The sequence below is a fragment of the Burkholderia pulmonis genome (assembly GCF_984667975.1).
The window spans coordinates 51,901-66,186 of sequence record NZ_OZ480187.1; the positions used below are offsets into that span (position 1 = coordinate 51,901).

At 68.6% G+C, this 14,286-nt stretch carries 14 protein-coding genes; 12 read left to right on the plus strand and 2 right to left on the minus strand.

Annotated elements, in window-relative coordinates; translation table 11 throughout:
- The first annotated feature begins 74 nt into the window (after positions 1-74).
- Positions 75-1,100: a LacI family DNA-binding transcriptional regulator gene (locus AC5LXK_RS17005; protein ID WP_493392657.1), complete on the plus strand. Its 1,026-nt coding sequence runs from the start codon at positions 75-77 to the stop codon at positions 1,098-1,100.
- A gap of 28 nt (positions 1,101-1,128) precedes the next feature.
- Here AC5LXK_RS17005 and AC5LXK_RS17010 read toward each other — a convergent pair whose 3' ends face one another.
- Positions 1,129-1,770, minus strand: a complete 642-nt coding sequence (locus AC5LXK_RS17010) for a GntR family transcriptional regulator (RefSeq protein WP_493392658.1) — start codon at positions 1,768-1,770, stop codon at positions 1,129-1,131.
- 131 nt (positions 1,771-1,901) lie between these two features.
- On the opposite strand from AC5LXK_RS17010, the gene AC5LXK_RS17015 reads away from it, so the two are divergent.
- Positions 1,902-2,378 carry an OsmC family protein gene (locus tag AC5LXK_RS17015; RefSeq protein ID WP_493392659.1) on the plus strand — a complete coding sequence of 159 codons (477 nt, stop codon included), beginning with the start codon at positions 1,902-1,904 and terminating at the stop codon, positions 2,376-2,378.
- A 28-nt stretch (positions 2,379-2,406) separates the two neighbouring features.
- Positions 2,407-3,051, plus strand: coding sequence for a glutathione S-transferase family protein (locus AC5LXK_RS17020; RefSeq protein ID WP_493392660.1), 645 nt, complete (start codon positions 2,407-2,409; stop codon positions 3,049-3,051).
- Positions 3,052-3,140: 89 nt separating this feature from the next.
- On the opposite strand, the gene AC5LXK_RS17025 is transcribed toward AC5LXK_RS17020, so the two are convergent.
- Positions 3,141-4,091 carry a LysR family transcriptional regulator gene (locus tag AC5LXK_RS17025; protein ID WP_493392661.1) on the minus strand — a complete coding sequence of 317 codons (951 nt, stop codon included), beginning with the start codon at positions 4,089-4,091 and terminating at the stop codon, positions 3,141-3,143.
- A 114-nt stretch (positions 4,092-4,205) separates the two neighbouring features.
- Here AC5LXK_RS17025 and AC5LXK_RS17030 point away from each other — a divergent pair, with 114 nt between their 5' ends.
- The 9 genes from AC5LXK_RS17030 (at position 4,206) to AC5LXK_RS17070 (ending at position 14,263) form a co-directional block, all read left to right on the plus strand.
- Positions 4,206-5,957 (plus strand): IlvD/Edd family dehydratase, encoded by a 1,752-nt coding sequence (locus tag AC5LXK_RS17030; RefSeq protein WP_493392662.1) that lies wholly within the window; start codon positions 4,206-4,208, stop codon positions 5,955-5,957.
- Between the two features lie 116 nt (positions 5,958-6,073).
- Positions 6,074-7,003, plus strand: coding sequence for a dihydrodipicolinate synthase family protein (locus AC5LXK_RS17035; RefSeq protein WP_493392663.1), 930 nt, complete (start codon positions 6,074-6,076; stop codon positions 7,001-7,003).
- A 25-nt stretch (positions 7,004-7,028) separates the two neighbouring features.
- Positions 7,029-7,958 carry a Gfo/Idh/MocA family protein gene (locus AC5LXK_RS17040; RefSeq protein ID WP_493392664.1) on the plus strand — a complete coding sequence of 310 codons (930 nt, stop codon included), beginning with the start codon at positions 7,029-7,031 and terminating at the stop codon, positions 7,956-7,958.
- Between the two features lie 83 nt (positions 7,959-8,041).
- Positions 8,042-9,055 carry an arabinose ABC transporter substrate-binding protein gene (locus tag AC5LXK_RS17045; RefSeq protein ID WP_493392665.1) on the plus strand — a complete coding sequence of 338 codons (1,014 nt, stop codon included), beginning with the start codon at positions 8,042-8,044 and terminating at the stop codon, positions 9,053-9,055.
- A 21-nt stretch (positions 9,056-9,076) separates the two neighbouring features.
- On the plus strand, positions 9,077-10,627 hold the full coding sequence (araG, locus tag AC5LXK_RS17050) for an L-arabinose ABC transporter ATP-binding protein AraG (RefSeq protein ID WP_493392666.1): 1,551 nt from the start codon (positions 9,077-9,079) through the stop codon (positions 10,625-10,627).
- A 31-nt stretch (positions 10,628-10,658) separates the two neighbouring features.
- The gene (gene araH / locus AC5LXK_RS17055) at positions 10,659-11,678 is read left to right on the plus strand and encodes an L-arabinose ABC transporter permease AraH (RefSeq protein WP_493392667.1); all 1,020 of its coding nucleotides are present in this window, start codon (positions 10,659-10,661) and stop codon (positions 11,676-11,678) included.
- A 51-nt stretch (positions 11,679-11,729) separates the two neighbouring features.
- The gene (locus tag AC5LXK_RS17060) at positions 11,730-12,638 is read left to right on the plus strand and encodes an SMP-30/gluconolactonase/LRE family protein (RefSeq protein ID WP_493392668.1); all 909 of its coding nucleotides are present in this window, start codon (positions 11,730-11,732) and stop codon (positions 12,636-12,638) included.
- A 91-nt stretch (positions 12,639-12,729) separates the two neighbouring features.
- On the plus strand, positions 12,730-13,221 hold the full coding sequence (locus AC5LXK_RS17065; protein ID WP_493392669.1) for a MarR family winged helix-turn-helix transcriptional regulator: 492 nt from the start codon (positions 12,730-12,732) through the stop codon (positions 13,219-13,221).
- Between the two features lie 211 nt (positions 13,222-13,432).
- Complete coding sequence (locus AC5LXK_RS17070; RefSeq protein ID WP_493392670.1) at positions 13,433-14,263, plus strand: p-hydroxycinnamoyl CoA hydratase/lyase; 831 nt, start codon at positions 13,433-13,435, stop codon at positions 14,261-14,263.
- Positions 14,264-14,286: the final 23 nt, after the last annotated feature.

A 14,286-nucleotide genomic window follows, 5' to 3' on the forward strand; every position in this document is an offset into this window, starting at 1 on the left:
GGTGTGCGGCGATAGTGCGCCGCTTGGGCAAGCGAAGCAAATACTGGATTGACGTCTCATATAGTGAGCAACCGATGGCAACTCTGGATGAAGTGGCGCGCCGCGCCGGCGTGACGGCCGCGACGGTATCGAACGTGCTGCGCGGGCGCGGCCGGGTCGGCGACGCGACGCGTGCGCGCGTGCTGGAAGCGGTCGACGCGCTCGGGTACCGGCCGCATCTCGCCGCGCGGGCGCTGGCGGAAGGGCGCGCGCCGACGGTCGCGCTGATGGTGTCGAGCATCGCGAACCCGTTCTACCCGGAGTTCGCACTGGCAGTCGAGCGCGCGGTGCGCCGCAACGGGCAGTTCCTGATCGTCTGCAATACGAATGAAGATCCGTTGCAGGGCCGCGCGTATCTCGACCAGATCGCCGGCACGATTTCCGAAGGGATCCTCGTGACCAACGCGAACCTGCACCTGCCGGATCTGCTCGACGTCGCGCGGCGCGGCGTGCCGGTCGTGCTGTGCCTGTGGGAGCGGCCCGAGGCGCTGCCCGACGGGCTGCCGTGCGTGGCGATCGACTTCCGGGAGGCGGGGCGGATCGCGACGCGGCACCTGCTCGAACTCGGCCACGAGAAGATCGGCGTGATCGTGGGCGGGGCGGCGAGCGGCGTGCAGGCGGCGCGCTACGACGGCTTCGTCGACGTGATGCGCGAGGCCGGGCTCGACGCGTCGATCGTCGCGGCCGAGCGCGATTCGATCGAAGGCGGCGTGCGCGCGGCGGGCCGGCTGCTCGATGCCCATCCGCAGTTGACCGCGCTGGTCGCGACCAACGACCTGCCGGCGATCGGCGCGATGCACGCGGCGGCCGATCGCGGCAGGCGTGTGCCGGACGACCTGTCGATCGTCGGCATTACCGACATCCATCTGGCGAGCGACACGCGGCCTACGCTGACGACCGTCGCGATCCCGACGGCCGAAGCGGCCGGCCTCGCGGTCGAGCTGCTCAACACGTTGCGCGAGGCGGGCGGGCAGGGCGACGAGGCGTCGCGCGTGCGGGTCGCGTCGCTGCCGAAACTGGTGGTGCGCGGCACGACCGGGCGGGTGCCGCGCGCGGTGTAGCGCAGGGGCGAGCGTTCGTACGCCGGTTTCAACCGCCCTCGACGAGCCGCATCACGATGCGTCGAGCCGACTCGAGATGCGCGACCGTCATCGAGCGCGCCGCACGCGCATTGCGTTCGCGGCACGCTTGCAGAATGGCTTCGTGCTCGACCTGGAACGACGGCGTATCGGCGAGCAGCGTGGTCTGCAGGCGCTCGTAACGTTCGACCTGGCTGCGCAGTTCGGCAATCGATTTCAACTGCCGCGCGTTGCCGCAGCACGCATACAGCAACGCGTGGAATTCGCGGTTCAGCTCGCCTTGCCGGCGCGACACGGTCGCATCGCCGAGCAGGCGATGCACGAGTTCGGCGCGCGCGAGCGTCTCGTCGTCGAGCCGCTTCACGCTCCGGTAGATCGCGTCGCCTTCGAGCAGCACGCGCAGGTCGTAGATTTCCTGTACGTCCGATGCGCTCAGCATCCGCACGACGGCGCCGCGATTCCTGAAGATATCCAGCAATCCTTCACGTTCCAGCCGCTGGATCGCCTCGCGCAGCGGAATCCGGCTGATGCCGAACCGGTCGGCCAGATCGCGCTCGACGAGCCGTTCGCCGGCTGCCAGTTCACCGTTGATGATCATGTCCCGCAGCGAGGCGGCGACGGCGTCTGCCGTGGAGTCGAGTTTGGCTTCCATGCCTGCGTGTTCCGTCATTTTGGAATAATGGTATACCAAACGAAAATCCGATGCCACAATGACAACCACAGGCGGGCACCGCAACATGGCGTCCCGCACGGTCGAAGCAACCGACATCAATGGAGATCGAGATGGCATCTGGCGAGCACACATATCGCGTCGCGGTGGAGTGGACGGGCAATCGCGGCACCGGCACGTCGGGGTATCGCGAGTACGGGCGCGATCACGTGATCCGGGCCGGATCGAAGCCGGACATTCCCGGTTCGTCGGATGCGGCGTTCCGCGGCGATGCCGCTCGCTGGAGCCCCGAGGATCTTTTGCTCGCGTCGGCATCGGCATGCCACAAGCTCTGGTATCTGCATCTGTGTTCCGATGCCGGCATTCGCGTGGTGGCCTATGTCGACCACGCGGAAGGCACGATGCTCGACAGCGCGGAGGAAGGCCGCTTCACCGAAATCGTGCTGCGCCCGCACGTCACGATCCAGGCCGGCGACGATCGCGAAAAGGCGGCGCATCTGCATCACGATGCACATGCGAAGTGCTATATCGCGAACTCGGTCAATTTCCCGATCCGCTGCGAACCGGTGATCGAATTCGCCGCAGCGTGACACCGATATCCACCCGATGACATCGACGATGAAGCTTTTCTACTACCCCGGCAATGCCAGCATGGCGCCGCACTTCGTGCTCGAAGAAACCGGCCGGCCGTTCGAACTCGAGTACGTCGATCGCACGCATGATCAGCACAAGTCGCCGGCGTATCTCGCGCTGAATCCGAACGGGCTCATCCCCGTGCTGGTCGACGGCGATCTCGTGCTGTACGAAACCGCCGCGATCTGCCTGCATCTCGCCGATACGCACCCGGAGCAGCGGCTTGCCCCCGGCCTCGGCACGCCGGAACGTGCGCAGTTCTACAAGTGGCTGATGTGGCTCACCAACACGCTGCAGGCGACGCTGATCGCGTACTTCTATCCGGAGCGCTGGGTCGATGCGGGCAATGCGTCGGGCGCGGCGCAGGTCAAGGCCCATGCGGAGGCAAAGATCGGCACGCTGCTGGATCAGCTCGAACATCAGCTGGAAACGAGCGGCGGCCCCTGGCTGCTCGGTGAGCACTACACGGTGCTCGATCCGTATGCGCTGATGCTGTGCCGCTGGACGCGCGGTTTTGCGGCGCCGGCGCGGCAGCGGGCGGTACTCGGTGACTACCTGCAGCGTGTGCTTGCGCGCCCGGCGATCCAGCGGGCGTTGAAGACGGAAGGGCTCGCAGCACCCTGGGTGTAACGCGCAACAGGCACGACAGGCGCCGCACGCGCGTCACGCGGCGCGCATGCCTGCCTGGCAATACCGGCAACCCGACCTCTGCCGCGTCCTCACAGCGCGACGCCGTAAACCTCCCGCGCAGCCGCGCGAATCGCTTCGGCCATTACCGCGACGGCCGGCGAATGCAGCCGGTCGGTGCGCGTGATGATCCCGAAATCGTCCATCCGGCAGTCCATCTCCAGCGGCAGCACCGTGACGATCCCGTGCCGCGCGTAATAGTGCGCGACGTCCTCGGCCAGTACCGCGATCATGTCGCTCTGTTCGAGCAGTTGCGTGATGAACAGCAGCGCGGACGTTTCGACCAGGTTCGCCGGCGGCGCGAGGCTCGCGCGCTGGAACACGAGCTCGAAGCGGTGCCGCAGCACGCTGCCGGCCGGCGGCACGACCCACGCGGCGCGCTGCACGTCGGCGAGCGACAGCGGCACCTGCGCGAGCAGCGGATGGCCGGTACGCACGACGGCGGCCACCGGCTCGCCGGTCAGCGGTTCGTAGCGCAGGCGCAGCTTGTCGTGTTCGGCGGAGAGCCGGCCGAGCACGATGTCGATCTTTTCCTGCGCGAGATGTTCGAGCAGCACGTTGCTGGTGTCGATCTCGACCGACACGTGCAGGCCCGCGTGCGTGCCTTTCACCGCGGCGACGGCCGGTGGCACGAGCCGCAGCCCCGGCGACGTGATCGCCCCCACGGCCACGTGGCCGAGATGGCCGGCCTTCAGCGCGGCCAGCTCCTCGTGCGCCTGGTCGAGGCTGCCGAGCGCCGCGCGTGCGTGGCGGATCAGCGCGTCGCCGTACAGCGTCGGCCGCATTCCGCGCGGCAGGCGCTCGAACAGCACCGCGCCGATCGATTCCTCGAGTTCGCGCAGCAGTTTCGACGCGGCCGGCTGCGTCATGTTCAGCGCGGCCGCCGCGCGGTGAATGCTGCCTTCGTCGGCGAGCGCGACCACCAGCAGGAGCTGGCGGGTCTTCAGGCGGCCGCGGTTTCCCCACGGGCTGGCTTCGGGCATCGTACGGGTTTATATCGATATCGAAATCAGTATCGTAATCGCCAAAAACGTCATTAGCCAGTTATCAAAATTCTGCCTAGACTGCGCCGGTATCCCGTCACCACAGGACTGACGATGTCGGCAACAAAACCCAGGCTGCGCTCCGCCCAATGGTTCGGCACGAACGACAAGAACGGCTTCATGTACCGGAGCTGGATGAAGAACCAGGGCATCCCCGATCACGAGTTCGACGGCCGGCCGATCATCGGCATCTGCAACACGTGGTCCGAACTGACGCCGTGCAACGCGCATTTCCGCAAGCTCGCCGAGCACGTGAAGCGCGGGATCTCCGAAGCGGGCGGCTTCCCGGTCGAGTTCCCGGTGTTCTCGAACGGCGAATCGAACCTGCGGCCGTCGGCGATGCTCACGCGCAACCTCGCGTCGATGGACGTCGAGGAGGCGATCCGCGGCAACCCGATCGACGCGGTCGTGCTGCTCGCTGGTTGTGACAAGACGACGCCCGCGCTGCTGATGGGCGCGGCGAGTTGCGACGTGCCGGCGATCGTCGTATCGGGCGGCCCGATGCTGAACGGCAAGCTGGAAGGCAGGAACATCGGTTCGGGCACGGCCGTGTGGCAGCTGCACGAAGCGCTGAAGGCCGGCGAGATCGACCTGCATCACTTCCTGTCGGCGGAAGCCGGGATGTCGCGTTCGGCCGGCACCTGCAACACGATGGGCACCGCGTCGACGATGGCCTGCATGGCCGAGGCGCTCGGCGTCGCGCTGCCGCACAACGCGGCGATTCCGGCCGTCGATTCGCGCCGCTACGTGCTCGCGCACATGTCGGGCATCCGCATCGTCGAGATGGCGCTCGAAGGGCTCGTGCTGTCGAAGATCCTGACACGCGCGGCGTTCGAGAACGCGATCCGCACGAACGCGGCGATCGGCGGCTCGACGAATGCGGTGATCCACCTGAAGGCGATCGCCGGCCGCATCGGCGTGCCGCTCGAACTGGAAGACTGGATGCGGATCGGCCGCGACACGCCGACGATCGTCGACCTGATGCCGTCGGGGCGTTTCCTGATGGAAGAGTTCTATTACGCGGGCGGCCTGCCGGCCGTGCTGCGCCGGCTCGGCGAAGGCGGGTTGCTGCCGCACCCGGACGCGCCGACGGTGAACGGCAAGTCGCTGTGGGACAACGTGCGCGAAGCGCCGAACTACGACGACGAGGTGATCCGCCCGCTCGACCGGCCGCTGATCGCGGACGGCGGCATCTGCATCCTGCGCGGCAATCTCGCGCCGCGCGGCGCGGTGCTGAAGCCGTCGGCGGCGAGCCCGGAGCTGCTCAAGCATCGCGGCCGCGCGGTCGTGTTCGAGAACCTCGACCACTACAAGGCGACGATCAACGACGAAGCGCTCGACGTCGACGCGAGCTCGGTGCTCGTGCTGAAGAACTGCGGGCCGCGCGGGTATCCGGGCATGGCCGAGGTCGGCAACATGGGGCTGCCGCCGAAGCTGCTGCGCCAGGGCGTGAAGGACATGGTGCGGATATCGGATGCGCGGATGAGCGGCACCGCGTACGGCACGGTCGTGCTGCACGTGGCGCCCGAGGCCGCCGCCGGCGGGCCGCTCGCGGCCGTGCGCAACGGCGACTGGATCGAACTCGACTGCGAGGCCGGCACGCTGCATCTCGACATTCCGGATGACGAACTGCAGCGCCGCCTGTCGGACGTCGATCCGGCCGCGGCGCCGGGCGTGGCCGGCCAGCTCGGCAAGGGCGGCTACGCGCGGCTGTACATCGATCACGTGCTGCAGGCCGACGAGGGGTGCGACCTCGACTTCCTGGTCGGCACGCGCGGCGCGGACGTGCCGAGCCATTCGCATTGAGCAGCAGGCGGCGCGACGTGCGCCGCCGCCGGTTGCGGGCCGTGCGGGCCCGCGCTTCGTGAAACCGTGAACGCAAGACGGCCGGTCAGCACCGCGGCCGAAGCAGGACGCGAACCATGACATCGAGCAGCACGCCGCGCTATCGCGGCATCTTCCCCGTCGTCCCGACGACGTTTGCCGATAACGGCGCGCTCGACCTCGCGAGCCAGAAGCGCGCGGTCGATTTCATGATCGACGCGGGCTCGGACGGGCTGTGCATCCTCGCGAATTTCTCCGAACAGTTCGCGATCACCGACGACGAGCGCGACGTGCTCACGCGCACGATCCTCGAACACGTCGCGGGCCGCGTGCCGGTGATCGTCACGACGTCGCACTACAGCACGCAGGTGTGCGCGGCGCGCAGCCTGTGCGCACAGCAGCTCGGCGCGGCGATGGTGATGGCGATGCCGCCGTATCACGGCGCGACGTTCCGCGTGCCGGAAGCGCAGATCTTCGACTTCTATGCACGCGTGTCCGACGCGATCGCGATCCCGATCATGATCCAGGACGCGCCCGCCAGCGGGACTGCACTGTCCGCGCCGTTTCTCGCGCGGATGGCGCGCGAGATCGAGCAGGTCGCGTACTTCAAGATCGAGACGCCGGGCGCCGCGAACAAGCTGCGCGAGCTGATCCGGCTCGGCGGCGACGCGATCGAGGGGCCGTGGGACGGCGAGGAGGCGATCACGCTGCTCGCCGATCTGCATGCGGGCGCGACCGGCGCGATGACGGGCGGCGCGTATCCGGACGGCATCCGGCCGATCCTCGAAGCGTGGCGCGCAGGTCGGCACGACGACGCTTATGCGCGCTACCAGGCGTGGCTGCCGCTGATCAATCACGAGAACCGCCAGTCCGGGATCCTCACCGCGAAAGCGCTGATGCGCGAAGGCGGCGTGATCGCGTGCGAGCGGCCGCGGCATCCGATGCCGGAACTGCACCCGGACACGCGCGCGGAATTGCTCGCGATCGCGCGCCGGCTCGATCCGCTCGTGCTGCGCTGGGCGCACTGAGCGATGCGCGAAGGAGACATGGACGATGAGTAATCCGATTTCACTGGGTGTCGTCGGGATCGGCAAGATCGCGCGCGACCAGCATCTGCCGGCGATTGCCGCCGAACCGGGCTTTGCGTTGACCGCGTGTGCGAGCCGCCACGCGGAAGTTACGGGCGTGCGCAACTATCCCGACCTGCGTGCGCTGCTCGCCGCCGAGCGCGAACTCGACGCCGTGTCGCTGTGCGCGCCGCCGCAAGTGCGCTACGCGCAGGCGCGCGCCGCGCTCGAAGCCGGCAAGCACGTGATGCTCGAGAAGCCGCCGGGCGCGACGCTCGGCGAAGTGGCCGCGCTGGATGCGCTCGCGCGCGAACGCGGCCTCACGTTGTTCGCGACGTGGCATTCGCGCTGTGCGAGCGCGGTCGAGCCTGCACGCGCATGGCTCGCGACGCGCAGGATCCGCGCGGTGCAGGTGCGCTGGAAGGAGGACGTGCGGCGCTGGCATCCGGGGCAGCAGTGGATCTGGGAGCCGGGCGGCCTCGGCGTGTTCGATCCGGGCATCAACGCGTTGTCGATCGTCACGCGGATCCTGCCGCGCGAACTCGTGCTGCGCGAGGCGACGCTGTTCGTGCCGAGCGACGTGCAGACGCCGATCGCGGCCGAACTCGATTGCGCGGATACCGACGGCGTACCGGTGCGCGCGGAATTCGACTGGCGGCACGGCCCCGTCGAGCAATGGGAGATCGCGGTCGACACGACCGATGGCGTGCTCGCGATCAGCCGCGGCGGCGCGCAACTGTCGATCGCGGGCGAGCCGGTCGAGATCGGGCCCGAACGCGAATATCCGGCGCTGTATGCGCACTTCCATGCGCTGATCGCGCGGGGCGAAAGCGACGTCGACGTGCGGCCGCTGCGGCTCGTCGCCGATGCGTTCCTGTTCGGCCGGCGCGTGCAGACCGACGCGTTCGGCCGCTGAACGTGCGCGCTTCGACGCGAAGCGCGCACGACGAATCATTGCGGCACACATTACGGCACCTGCCGATACCAAGGAGACATTGCATGAACCGCACGACTCACACGATTCGCCGGCACACGTTGCGCGCGCTCTTGGCCGCGCTCTGCATCGCGCCGCTCGGCATGCAGGGCGCCGCGCGCGCCGACGCGCCGCTGAAGATCGGCTTCCTCGTGAAGATGCCCGAGCAGGCGTGGTTCATCAACGAGCAGAACGCGGCGTCCGCGCTCGGCCAGAAGGAGAACTTCTCGGTCGTGAAGATCGGCACGCCGGACGGCGAGAAGGTGCTGGCCGCGATCGACAACCTCGGTTCGCAGGGCGCGCAGGGCTTCGTGATCTGCGCGCCGGACGTGCGCCTCGGCCCGGCGATCGCCGCGCGCGCGAAGCGCTACAACATGAAGTTCGTGACGGTCGACGACCAGCTCGTCGATTCGACCGGCAAGCCGCTCGCGAACGTGCCGCACCTCGGGATGTCGGCGACCAAGATCGGCAACCAGGTCGGCCAGGCGATCTCCGACGAGATGAAGCGGCGCGGCTGGAAGCCCGAGGAGGTCGGCGCGCTGCGGATCACGAACTACGAGCTGCCGACCGCGAAGCTGCGCACCGACGGCGCGACGCAGGCGCTGCTCGCGAACGGCTTCCGCAAGGACAACATCTTCGACGCGCCGCAGAAGACGACCGACGACGAAGGCGGCTTCAGTGCGGCCGCGCCGGTGCTCGCACGCCATCCGAACATCAAGAAGTGGGTGGTCTACGCGCTGAACGAGGAAACCGTGCTCGGCGCGGTGCGCGCGACCGAGCAGCTGCACATCCCGGCGGCCGACGTGATCGGCGTCGGCATCAACGGTGCGGGCGAGGCGTTCGCCGAATTCCAGAAGAAGGAGCCGACCGGCTTCTACGGGACGATCGCGGTCAGCTCGACGAACCACGGCAAGGACAGCACGCAGAACCTCGTCGACTGGATCCGCAACGGCAAGATGCCGCCTGCCGACACGCAGACGAGCGGCAAGCTGATGACGCGCGCGAACTGGCAGGCCGTGCGCGCCGACCTCGGCATCTGAGCGGAGCGAGGCGAGAACGCGATGACGACGCAGACGATGACGGCCGTGTCCGGCGGCGGTACCGACGCGGGCACGCCGCCGCCGGACAGCCCGCTGCTCGCGCTCGACGGCATCACGGTGACGTTTCCGGGCGTGCGTGCGCTCGACGCGGTGTCGCTGTCGGTGCGCGCGGGCGAAGTGCACGGGCTGATGGGCGAGAACGGCGCGGGCAAATCGACGCTGCTGAAGGTGCTGTCCGGCGTGAACCAGCCGCAGGCCGGCACGCTGACGCTGAACGGCGCCGTGCAGCGCTTCGCGTCGACGCGCGCGGCGCTCGAGGCCGGCATCGCGATCATCTACCAGGAGCTGCATCTGGTGCCCGAGCTGACGGTCGCGGAGAACCTGATGCTCGGGCAACTGCCGAGCCGGCTCGGCGTGGTCGACGAGCGCACGCTCGCGGCACGCGCGCTCGATGCGCTGGAGCGGCTCGGCGAGCACATCGACCCGGGCATTCCGGTGAAGTATCTGTCGATCGGCCAGCGCCAGATGATCGAGATCGGCAAGGCGCTGATGCGCGACGCGCGCGTGATCGCGTTCGACGAACCGACGAGTTCGCTGTCCGCGCGCGAAACGACGCAACTGTTCCGGATCATCCGTGCGCTGCGCGCGGAAGGGCGCGCGATCATCTACGTCACGCACCGGATGGAAGAAGTGTATGAACTGTGCGACCGCGTGACCGTGTTCCGCGACGGCCGCCGCATCGACACGTTCGATGCGGTGACCGGTCTCGACCGCGACCGGCTGATCGGCTGCATGGTCGGCCGCTCGATCGAGGACGTGTACGGCTACCGGCCGCGCGCGGCCGGCGACGTGCTGATCGAGGCGAAGGGGATCGCGGGGCCCGGGCTTGCCGAGCCCGTGTCGTTCACCGCGCGGCGCGGCGAGATCGTCGGCTTCTTCGGGCTCGTCGGCGCGGGCCGCTCGGAGCTGATGAAGCTGCTGTACGGCGCGGTGCGCCCGAGCGCCGGGCACGTCGAGCTGAACGGGAAGCCGGTGGCGTTCCGAAGCCCGCGCGACGCGGTGCGCGCCGGCATCGCGCTGTGCCCGGAAGACCGCAAGCAGGAAGGCATCGTCGCGATCGCGTCGGTGGCCGACAACCTGAACATCAGCGCGCGCCGCCATTTCAGCCCGGCGCGCATGCTGCTCGACGGGCGGCGCGAACGCGAACTCGCGCAACGCTACATCGAGCGGCTCGCGATCAAGACCCGCGACGGCGATACGCCGATCGGCGCGCTGTCCGGCGGCAATCAGCAGAAGGTCGTGCTCGCGCGCTGGCTGGCCGAGCGCATCGACGTGTTCCTGATGGACGAGCCGACGCGCGGCATCGACGTCGGCGCGCGCGCGGAAATCTACAACCTGTTCTACGAACTCGCGGAAGCGGGCCGCACGGTGATCCTCGTGTCGAGCGATCTGGCCGAGGTGATCGGCGTGTCGGACCGCATCGTCGTGATGAAGGAAGGACGGATCGCGGGCGAGGTCGCGAAGGCGCATGCGACGCCCGACGCACTGATCAAGCTCGCGCTGCCGCGCTAGCGGCGTGCGGTTCAACCGGAAAGCCAATGACATGAGCCAGGCCATGCAACCCCAACGCACTTCCCCGTCCCCCGATGCCGCCGCCGTGCCCGCTCGTGCGCGCGGCGGCGTGTGGCAGCTGATCAACCGCTCCGGCATCGTGATGGTGTTTCTCGTGCTGTTCGCGACGCTGTCGCTGACGGTGCCGGACTTCCTCACGCCGCGCAACATCCAGGGCCTGCTGCTGTCGGTCACGCTGATCGGCTCGATCGCGGTGACGATGATGTTCGTGCTCGCGCTCGGCGAGGTCGACCTGTCGGTCGCGTCGATCGTCGCGTTCTCGGGCGTCGTCGCGTCGACGCTGATCACCGCGACGCACAGCGTGCTGTTCGGCACCGCGGCCGGCGTGCTGGCGGGCGGCGCGGTCGGGCTCGTGAACGGCGTGCTGATCGCGCGCTACCGGATCAACTCGCTGATCGTCACGCTCGCGATGATGGAGGTCGTGCGCGGGCTCGCGTTCATCACGTCGAACGGCGATGCGGTGATGATCTCCGAGGAGCGCTTCTTCGAACTCGGGTCGGGTTCGTTCCTCGGCATCTCGTATCCGATCTGGAGCAACATCGTCGGCTTCGTCGTATTCGGCTTCCTGCTGCGCAAGACGGTGTTCGGCAAGAACGTGCTGGCCGTCGGCGGCAACGGCGAGGCCGCGCTGCTCGCGGGGCTGCCGGTGATGCGCATCAAGATCATGGTGTTCGTGCTGCAGGGGCTCGTGACGGGCTTCGCCGGCGTGATGCTCGCGTCGCGGATGAGCCTCGGCGATCCGAAGACGTCGGTCGGCCTCGAACTCGGCGTGATCTCCGCGTGCGTGCTCGGCGGCGTGTCGCTGACGGGCGGCGTCGCGACGATCTCCGGCGTGCTCGTGGGCGTGCTGATCATGGGCGCCGTGCAGGATGCGATGAGCCTGCTGAACGTGCCGACCTTTTACCAATATCTGATACGCGGCGGAATTCTGTTGCTCGCGGTGCTGTTCGACCAGTATCGTCGCAACCAGCGGCGCGCGATGAAGATCTGACCGGCAGCGCGGCCGCCCGCGAACGCGACAGGTCAGACATCGGGAGACGGCATGCAACAGACTCATCCGGCCGCGCAGGCGACGCTGCTGGCCGACAGCCGCAACACGCTCGGCGAAGGCGCGACGTGGTGCGACAGGACGCACGCGCTGTACTGGGTCGATATCGAAGGCGCGCAGCTGTGGCGCTGCCGCGCGGACGGTTCCGACCTGACGCCGTGGACGATGCCCGAGCGGCTCGCGTGCTTCGCGCTGACCGACGATCCGGACGTGCTGCTCGTCGGGCTCGCGACCCATCTCGCGTTCTTCGACCTGCGCAGCGGCGCGTTCACGCGGATCGTCGACGTCGAGCCCGAGCTGCCGACGCGCCTGAACGACGGGCGCTGCGATCCGTCCGGCGCGTTCGTGTTCGGGATGAAGGACGAAGGCGCCGAGCCGCCGCGTGCGGTCGGCGGGTTCTACCGGCTCAATCCCGACCTGACGCTCGAACGGCTCGCGTTGCCGCCGGCCGCGATCGCGAACAGCCTCGCGTTCTCGCCGGACGGGTCGAAGATGACCTTCTGCGATTCGCTGGTACGCGAGATTTTCGTTTGCGATTACCGCGCGGGCGGCGACGTCGGGAACGTGCGGTCGTTCGCGCGGCTGACCGATGCCGACGGCGACCCGGACGGCGCGACGATGGACCGCGACGGCGGCCTGTGGAGCGCGCAGTGGGGCGGCAGGCGCGTGGTGCGTTACGGCCCGGACGGCGTCGAGACGGAGCGTGTCGTGGTGCCGACCGCACAGCCGAGCTGCGCGGCGCTCGACGGTGAAGGCCGCCTGTACGTGACCAGCGCACGCATCGGGCTGGGCGACGACGCACTGGCCGGCGACGCGCATGCGGGCGGCGTGTTCGTCGCGCAGACGCGGCATGCGGGGCTGCCGACTGCGCGGTTCGCGGGCCGGCGCCCGGCGCGCGGCTGACCGGGCGGACCTGAGCGGCGTCACGTACAACAGGACAGATCGCCGTTTCGCGTGCTGGTAAGATGGCCCGCAATTCCATCCAGCACGCGCCATGAGTTCCACCCCGACCAAGCCCGCGAATCCGAAGAACGCCGCCCGTGCCGCGGGCGACACGCCGAAGGCGCGCGGATCGCAGCGCCTGACCTACGCGATCGGCGGTCTCGACCGGCTGCTGCGCCGCCACATGACCGACGCGCTCGCGCCGCTCGGCATCACGCTCGCGCAGTACACCGCGCTGTCGGTGCTCGAAGCGCGCGGCGCATCGTCGAATGCGCAGCTCGCCGAGCGTTCGTTCATCACGCCGCAATCGGCGAACGAGGTGATGAGCGTGATGGCGAGCCGCGGCTTCGTCACGCGCGAGGCCGATCCGTCGCACGGCCGCGTGATCCTGCTGACGCTGACCGGCGAAGGCGCGGCGATGCTGCGCGAATGCGAAGCCGTGCTGCGCCCGCTCGAGACGCGCATGCTCGGCGATTTCTCCGCCGACGACGCCGTGCACGTGCAACGCGCGCTCGAACTGTTCGCGCGGAACCTGCGCGGCTGACCTTCCCCCGGCGCGGGCGCGCCTGTCTCGCGTTTTTCTTGTCGCCGCTGCCGGGCGCCTGATCGCACCCTTCTTCCCTGGCGCTTTCCGATCCGGGTTTACACCGGCGTTCGTGTCGCTTGCAATATCAGGTAGCCTGATATTAAATGAAGCCGTCCGCAGCAGGAATGCTGCGCACCGAATCGCACAGGAACGAACGACAGGAACCGACATGAGCAAGTATGACAACCGCTGGCAGACCGTTGAAGTGAAGGTGGAGGCCGGCATCGCGTGGGTCACGCTGAACCGCCCGGACAAGCGCAATGCGATGAGCCCGACGCTCAACCAGGAGATGCTGCAGGTACTCGACGCGGTAGAGTTCGACGACGAGGCGCGAGTGCTCGTCCTCACCGGTGCGGGCGCCGCGTGGACGGCCGGCATGGACCTGAAGGAGTATTTCCGCGAGATCGACGGCGGCCCGGAAGCACTGCAGGAAAAGGTGCGGCGCGACGCGTCGGAATGGCAGTGGCGCCGCCTGCGCATGTACGGCAAGCCGACCATCGCGATGGTGAACGGCTGGTGCTTCGGCGGCGGCTTCTCGCCGCTCGTCGCGTGCGATCTCGCGATCGCGGCCGACGAAGCCGTGTTCGGGCTGTCGGAGATCAACTGGGGCATCCCGCCCGGCAACCTCGTCAGCAAGGCGATGGCCGACACGGTCGGGCACCGCCGCGCGCTGCACTACATCATGACCGGCGACACGTTCACCGGCGTCGAGGCCGCGGACATGGGCCTCGTGAACAGCAGCGTGCCGCTCGCCGGGCTGCGCGACGCGACGATCGCGCTCGCCGCACGGCTGATGGACAAGAACCCGGTCGTGCTGCGCGCGGCGAAGCACGGCTTCAAGCGCTCGCGCGAGCTCACGTGGGAGCAGTGCGAGGACTACCTGTATGCGAAGCTCGACCAGGCGCAGCTGCGCGATCCGGAACACGGCCGCGAGCAGGGGCTGAAGCAGTTCCTCGACGACAAGGCGATCAAGCCGGGCCTGCAAGCCTACAAGCGCTGACGCAACCGGACGAGACATCGCAT

Excerpts from the sequence above, each read along its gene's own strand:
- AC5LXK_RS17005 (WP_493392657.1), top strand. The coding sequence starts at position 75 with ATGGCAACTCTGGATGAAGTGGCGCGCCGCGCCGGCGTGACGGCCGCG.
- AC5LXK_RS17010 (WP_493392658.1), bottom strand. The coding sequence starts at position 1,770 with ATGGAAGCCAAACTCGACTCCACGGCAGACGCCGTCGCCGCCTCGCTG.
- AC5LXK_RS17015 (WP_493392659.1), top strand. The coding sequence starts at position 1,902 with ATGGCATCTGGCGAGCACACATATCGCGTCGCGGTGGAGTGGACGGGC.
- AC5LXK_RS17020 (WP_493392660.1), top strand. The coding sequence starts at position 2,407 with ATGAAGCTTTTCTACTACCCCGGCAATGCCAGCATGGCGCCGCACTTC.
- AC5LXK_RS17025 (WP_493392661.1), bottom strand. The coding sequence starts at position 4,091 with ATGCCCGAAGCCAGCCCGTGGGGAAACCGCGGCCGCCTGAAGACCCGC.
- AC5LXK_RS17030 (WP_493392662.1), top strand. The coding sequence starts at position 4,206 with ATGTCGGCAACAAAACCCAGGCTGCGCTCCGCCCAATGGTTCGGCACG.
- AC5LXK_RS17035 (WP_493392663.1), top strand. The coding sequence starts at position 6,074 with ATGACATCGAGCAGCACGCCGCGCTATCGCGGCATCTTCCCCGTCGTC.
- AC5LXK_RS17040 (WP_493392664.1), top strand. The coding sequence starts at position 7,029 with ATGAGTAATCCGATTTCACTGGGTGTCGTCGGGATCGGCAAGATCGCG.
- AC5LXK_RS17045 (WP_493392665.1), top strand. The coding sequence starts at position 8,042 with ATGAACCGCACGACTCACACGATTCGCCGGCACACGTTGCGCGCGCTC.
- araG (WP_493392666.1), top strand. The coding sequence starts at position 9,077 with ATGACGACGCAGACGATGACGGCCGTGTCCGGCGGCGGTACCGACGCG.
- araH (WP_493392667.1), top strand. The coding sequence starts at position 10,659 with ATGAGCCAGGCCATGCAACCCCAACGCACTTCCCCGTCCCCCGATGCC.
- AC5LXK_RS17060 (WP_493392668.1), top strand. The coding sequence starts at position 11,730 with ATGCAACAGACTCATCCGGCCGCGCAGGCGACGCTGCTGGCCGACAGC.
- AC5LXK_RS17065 (WP_493392669.1), top strand. The coding sequence starts at position 12,730 with ATGAGTTCCACCCCGACCAAGCCCGCGAATCCGAAGAACGCCGCCCGT.
- AC5LXK_RS17070 (WP_493392670.1), top strand. The coding sequence starts at position 13,433 with ATGAGCAAGTATGACAACCGCTGGCAGACCGTTGAAGTGAAGGTGGAG.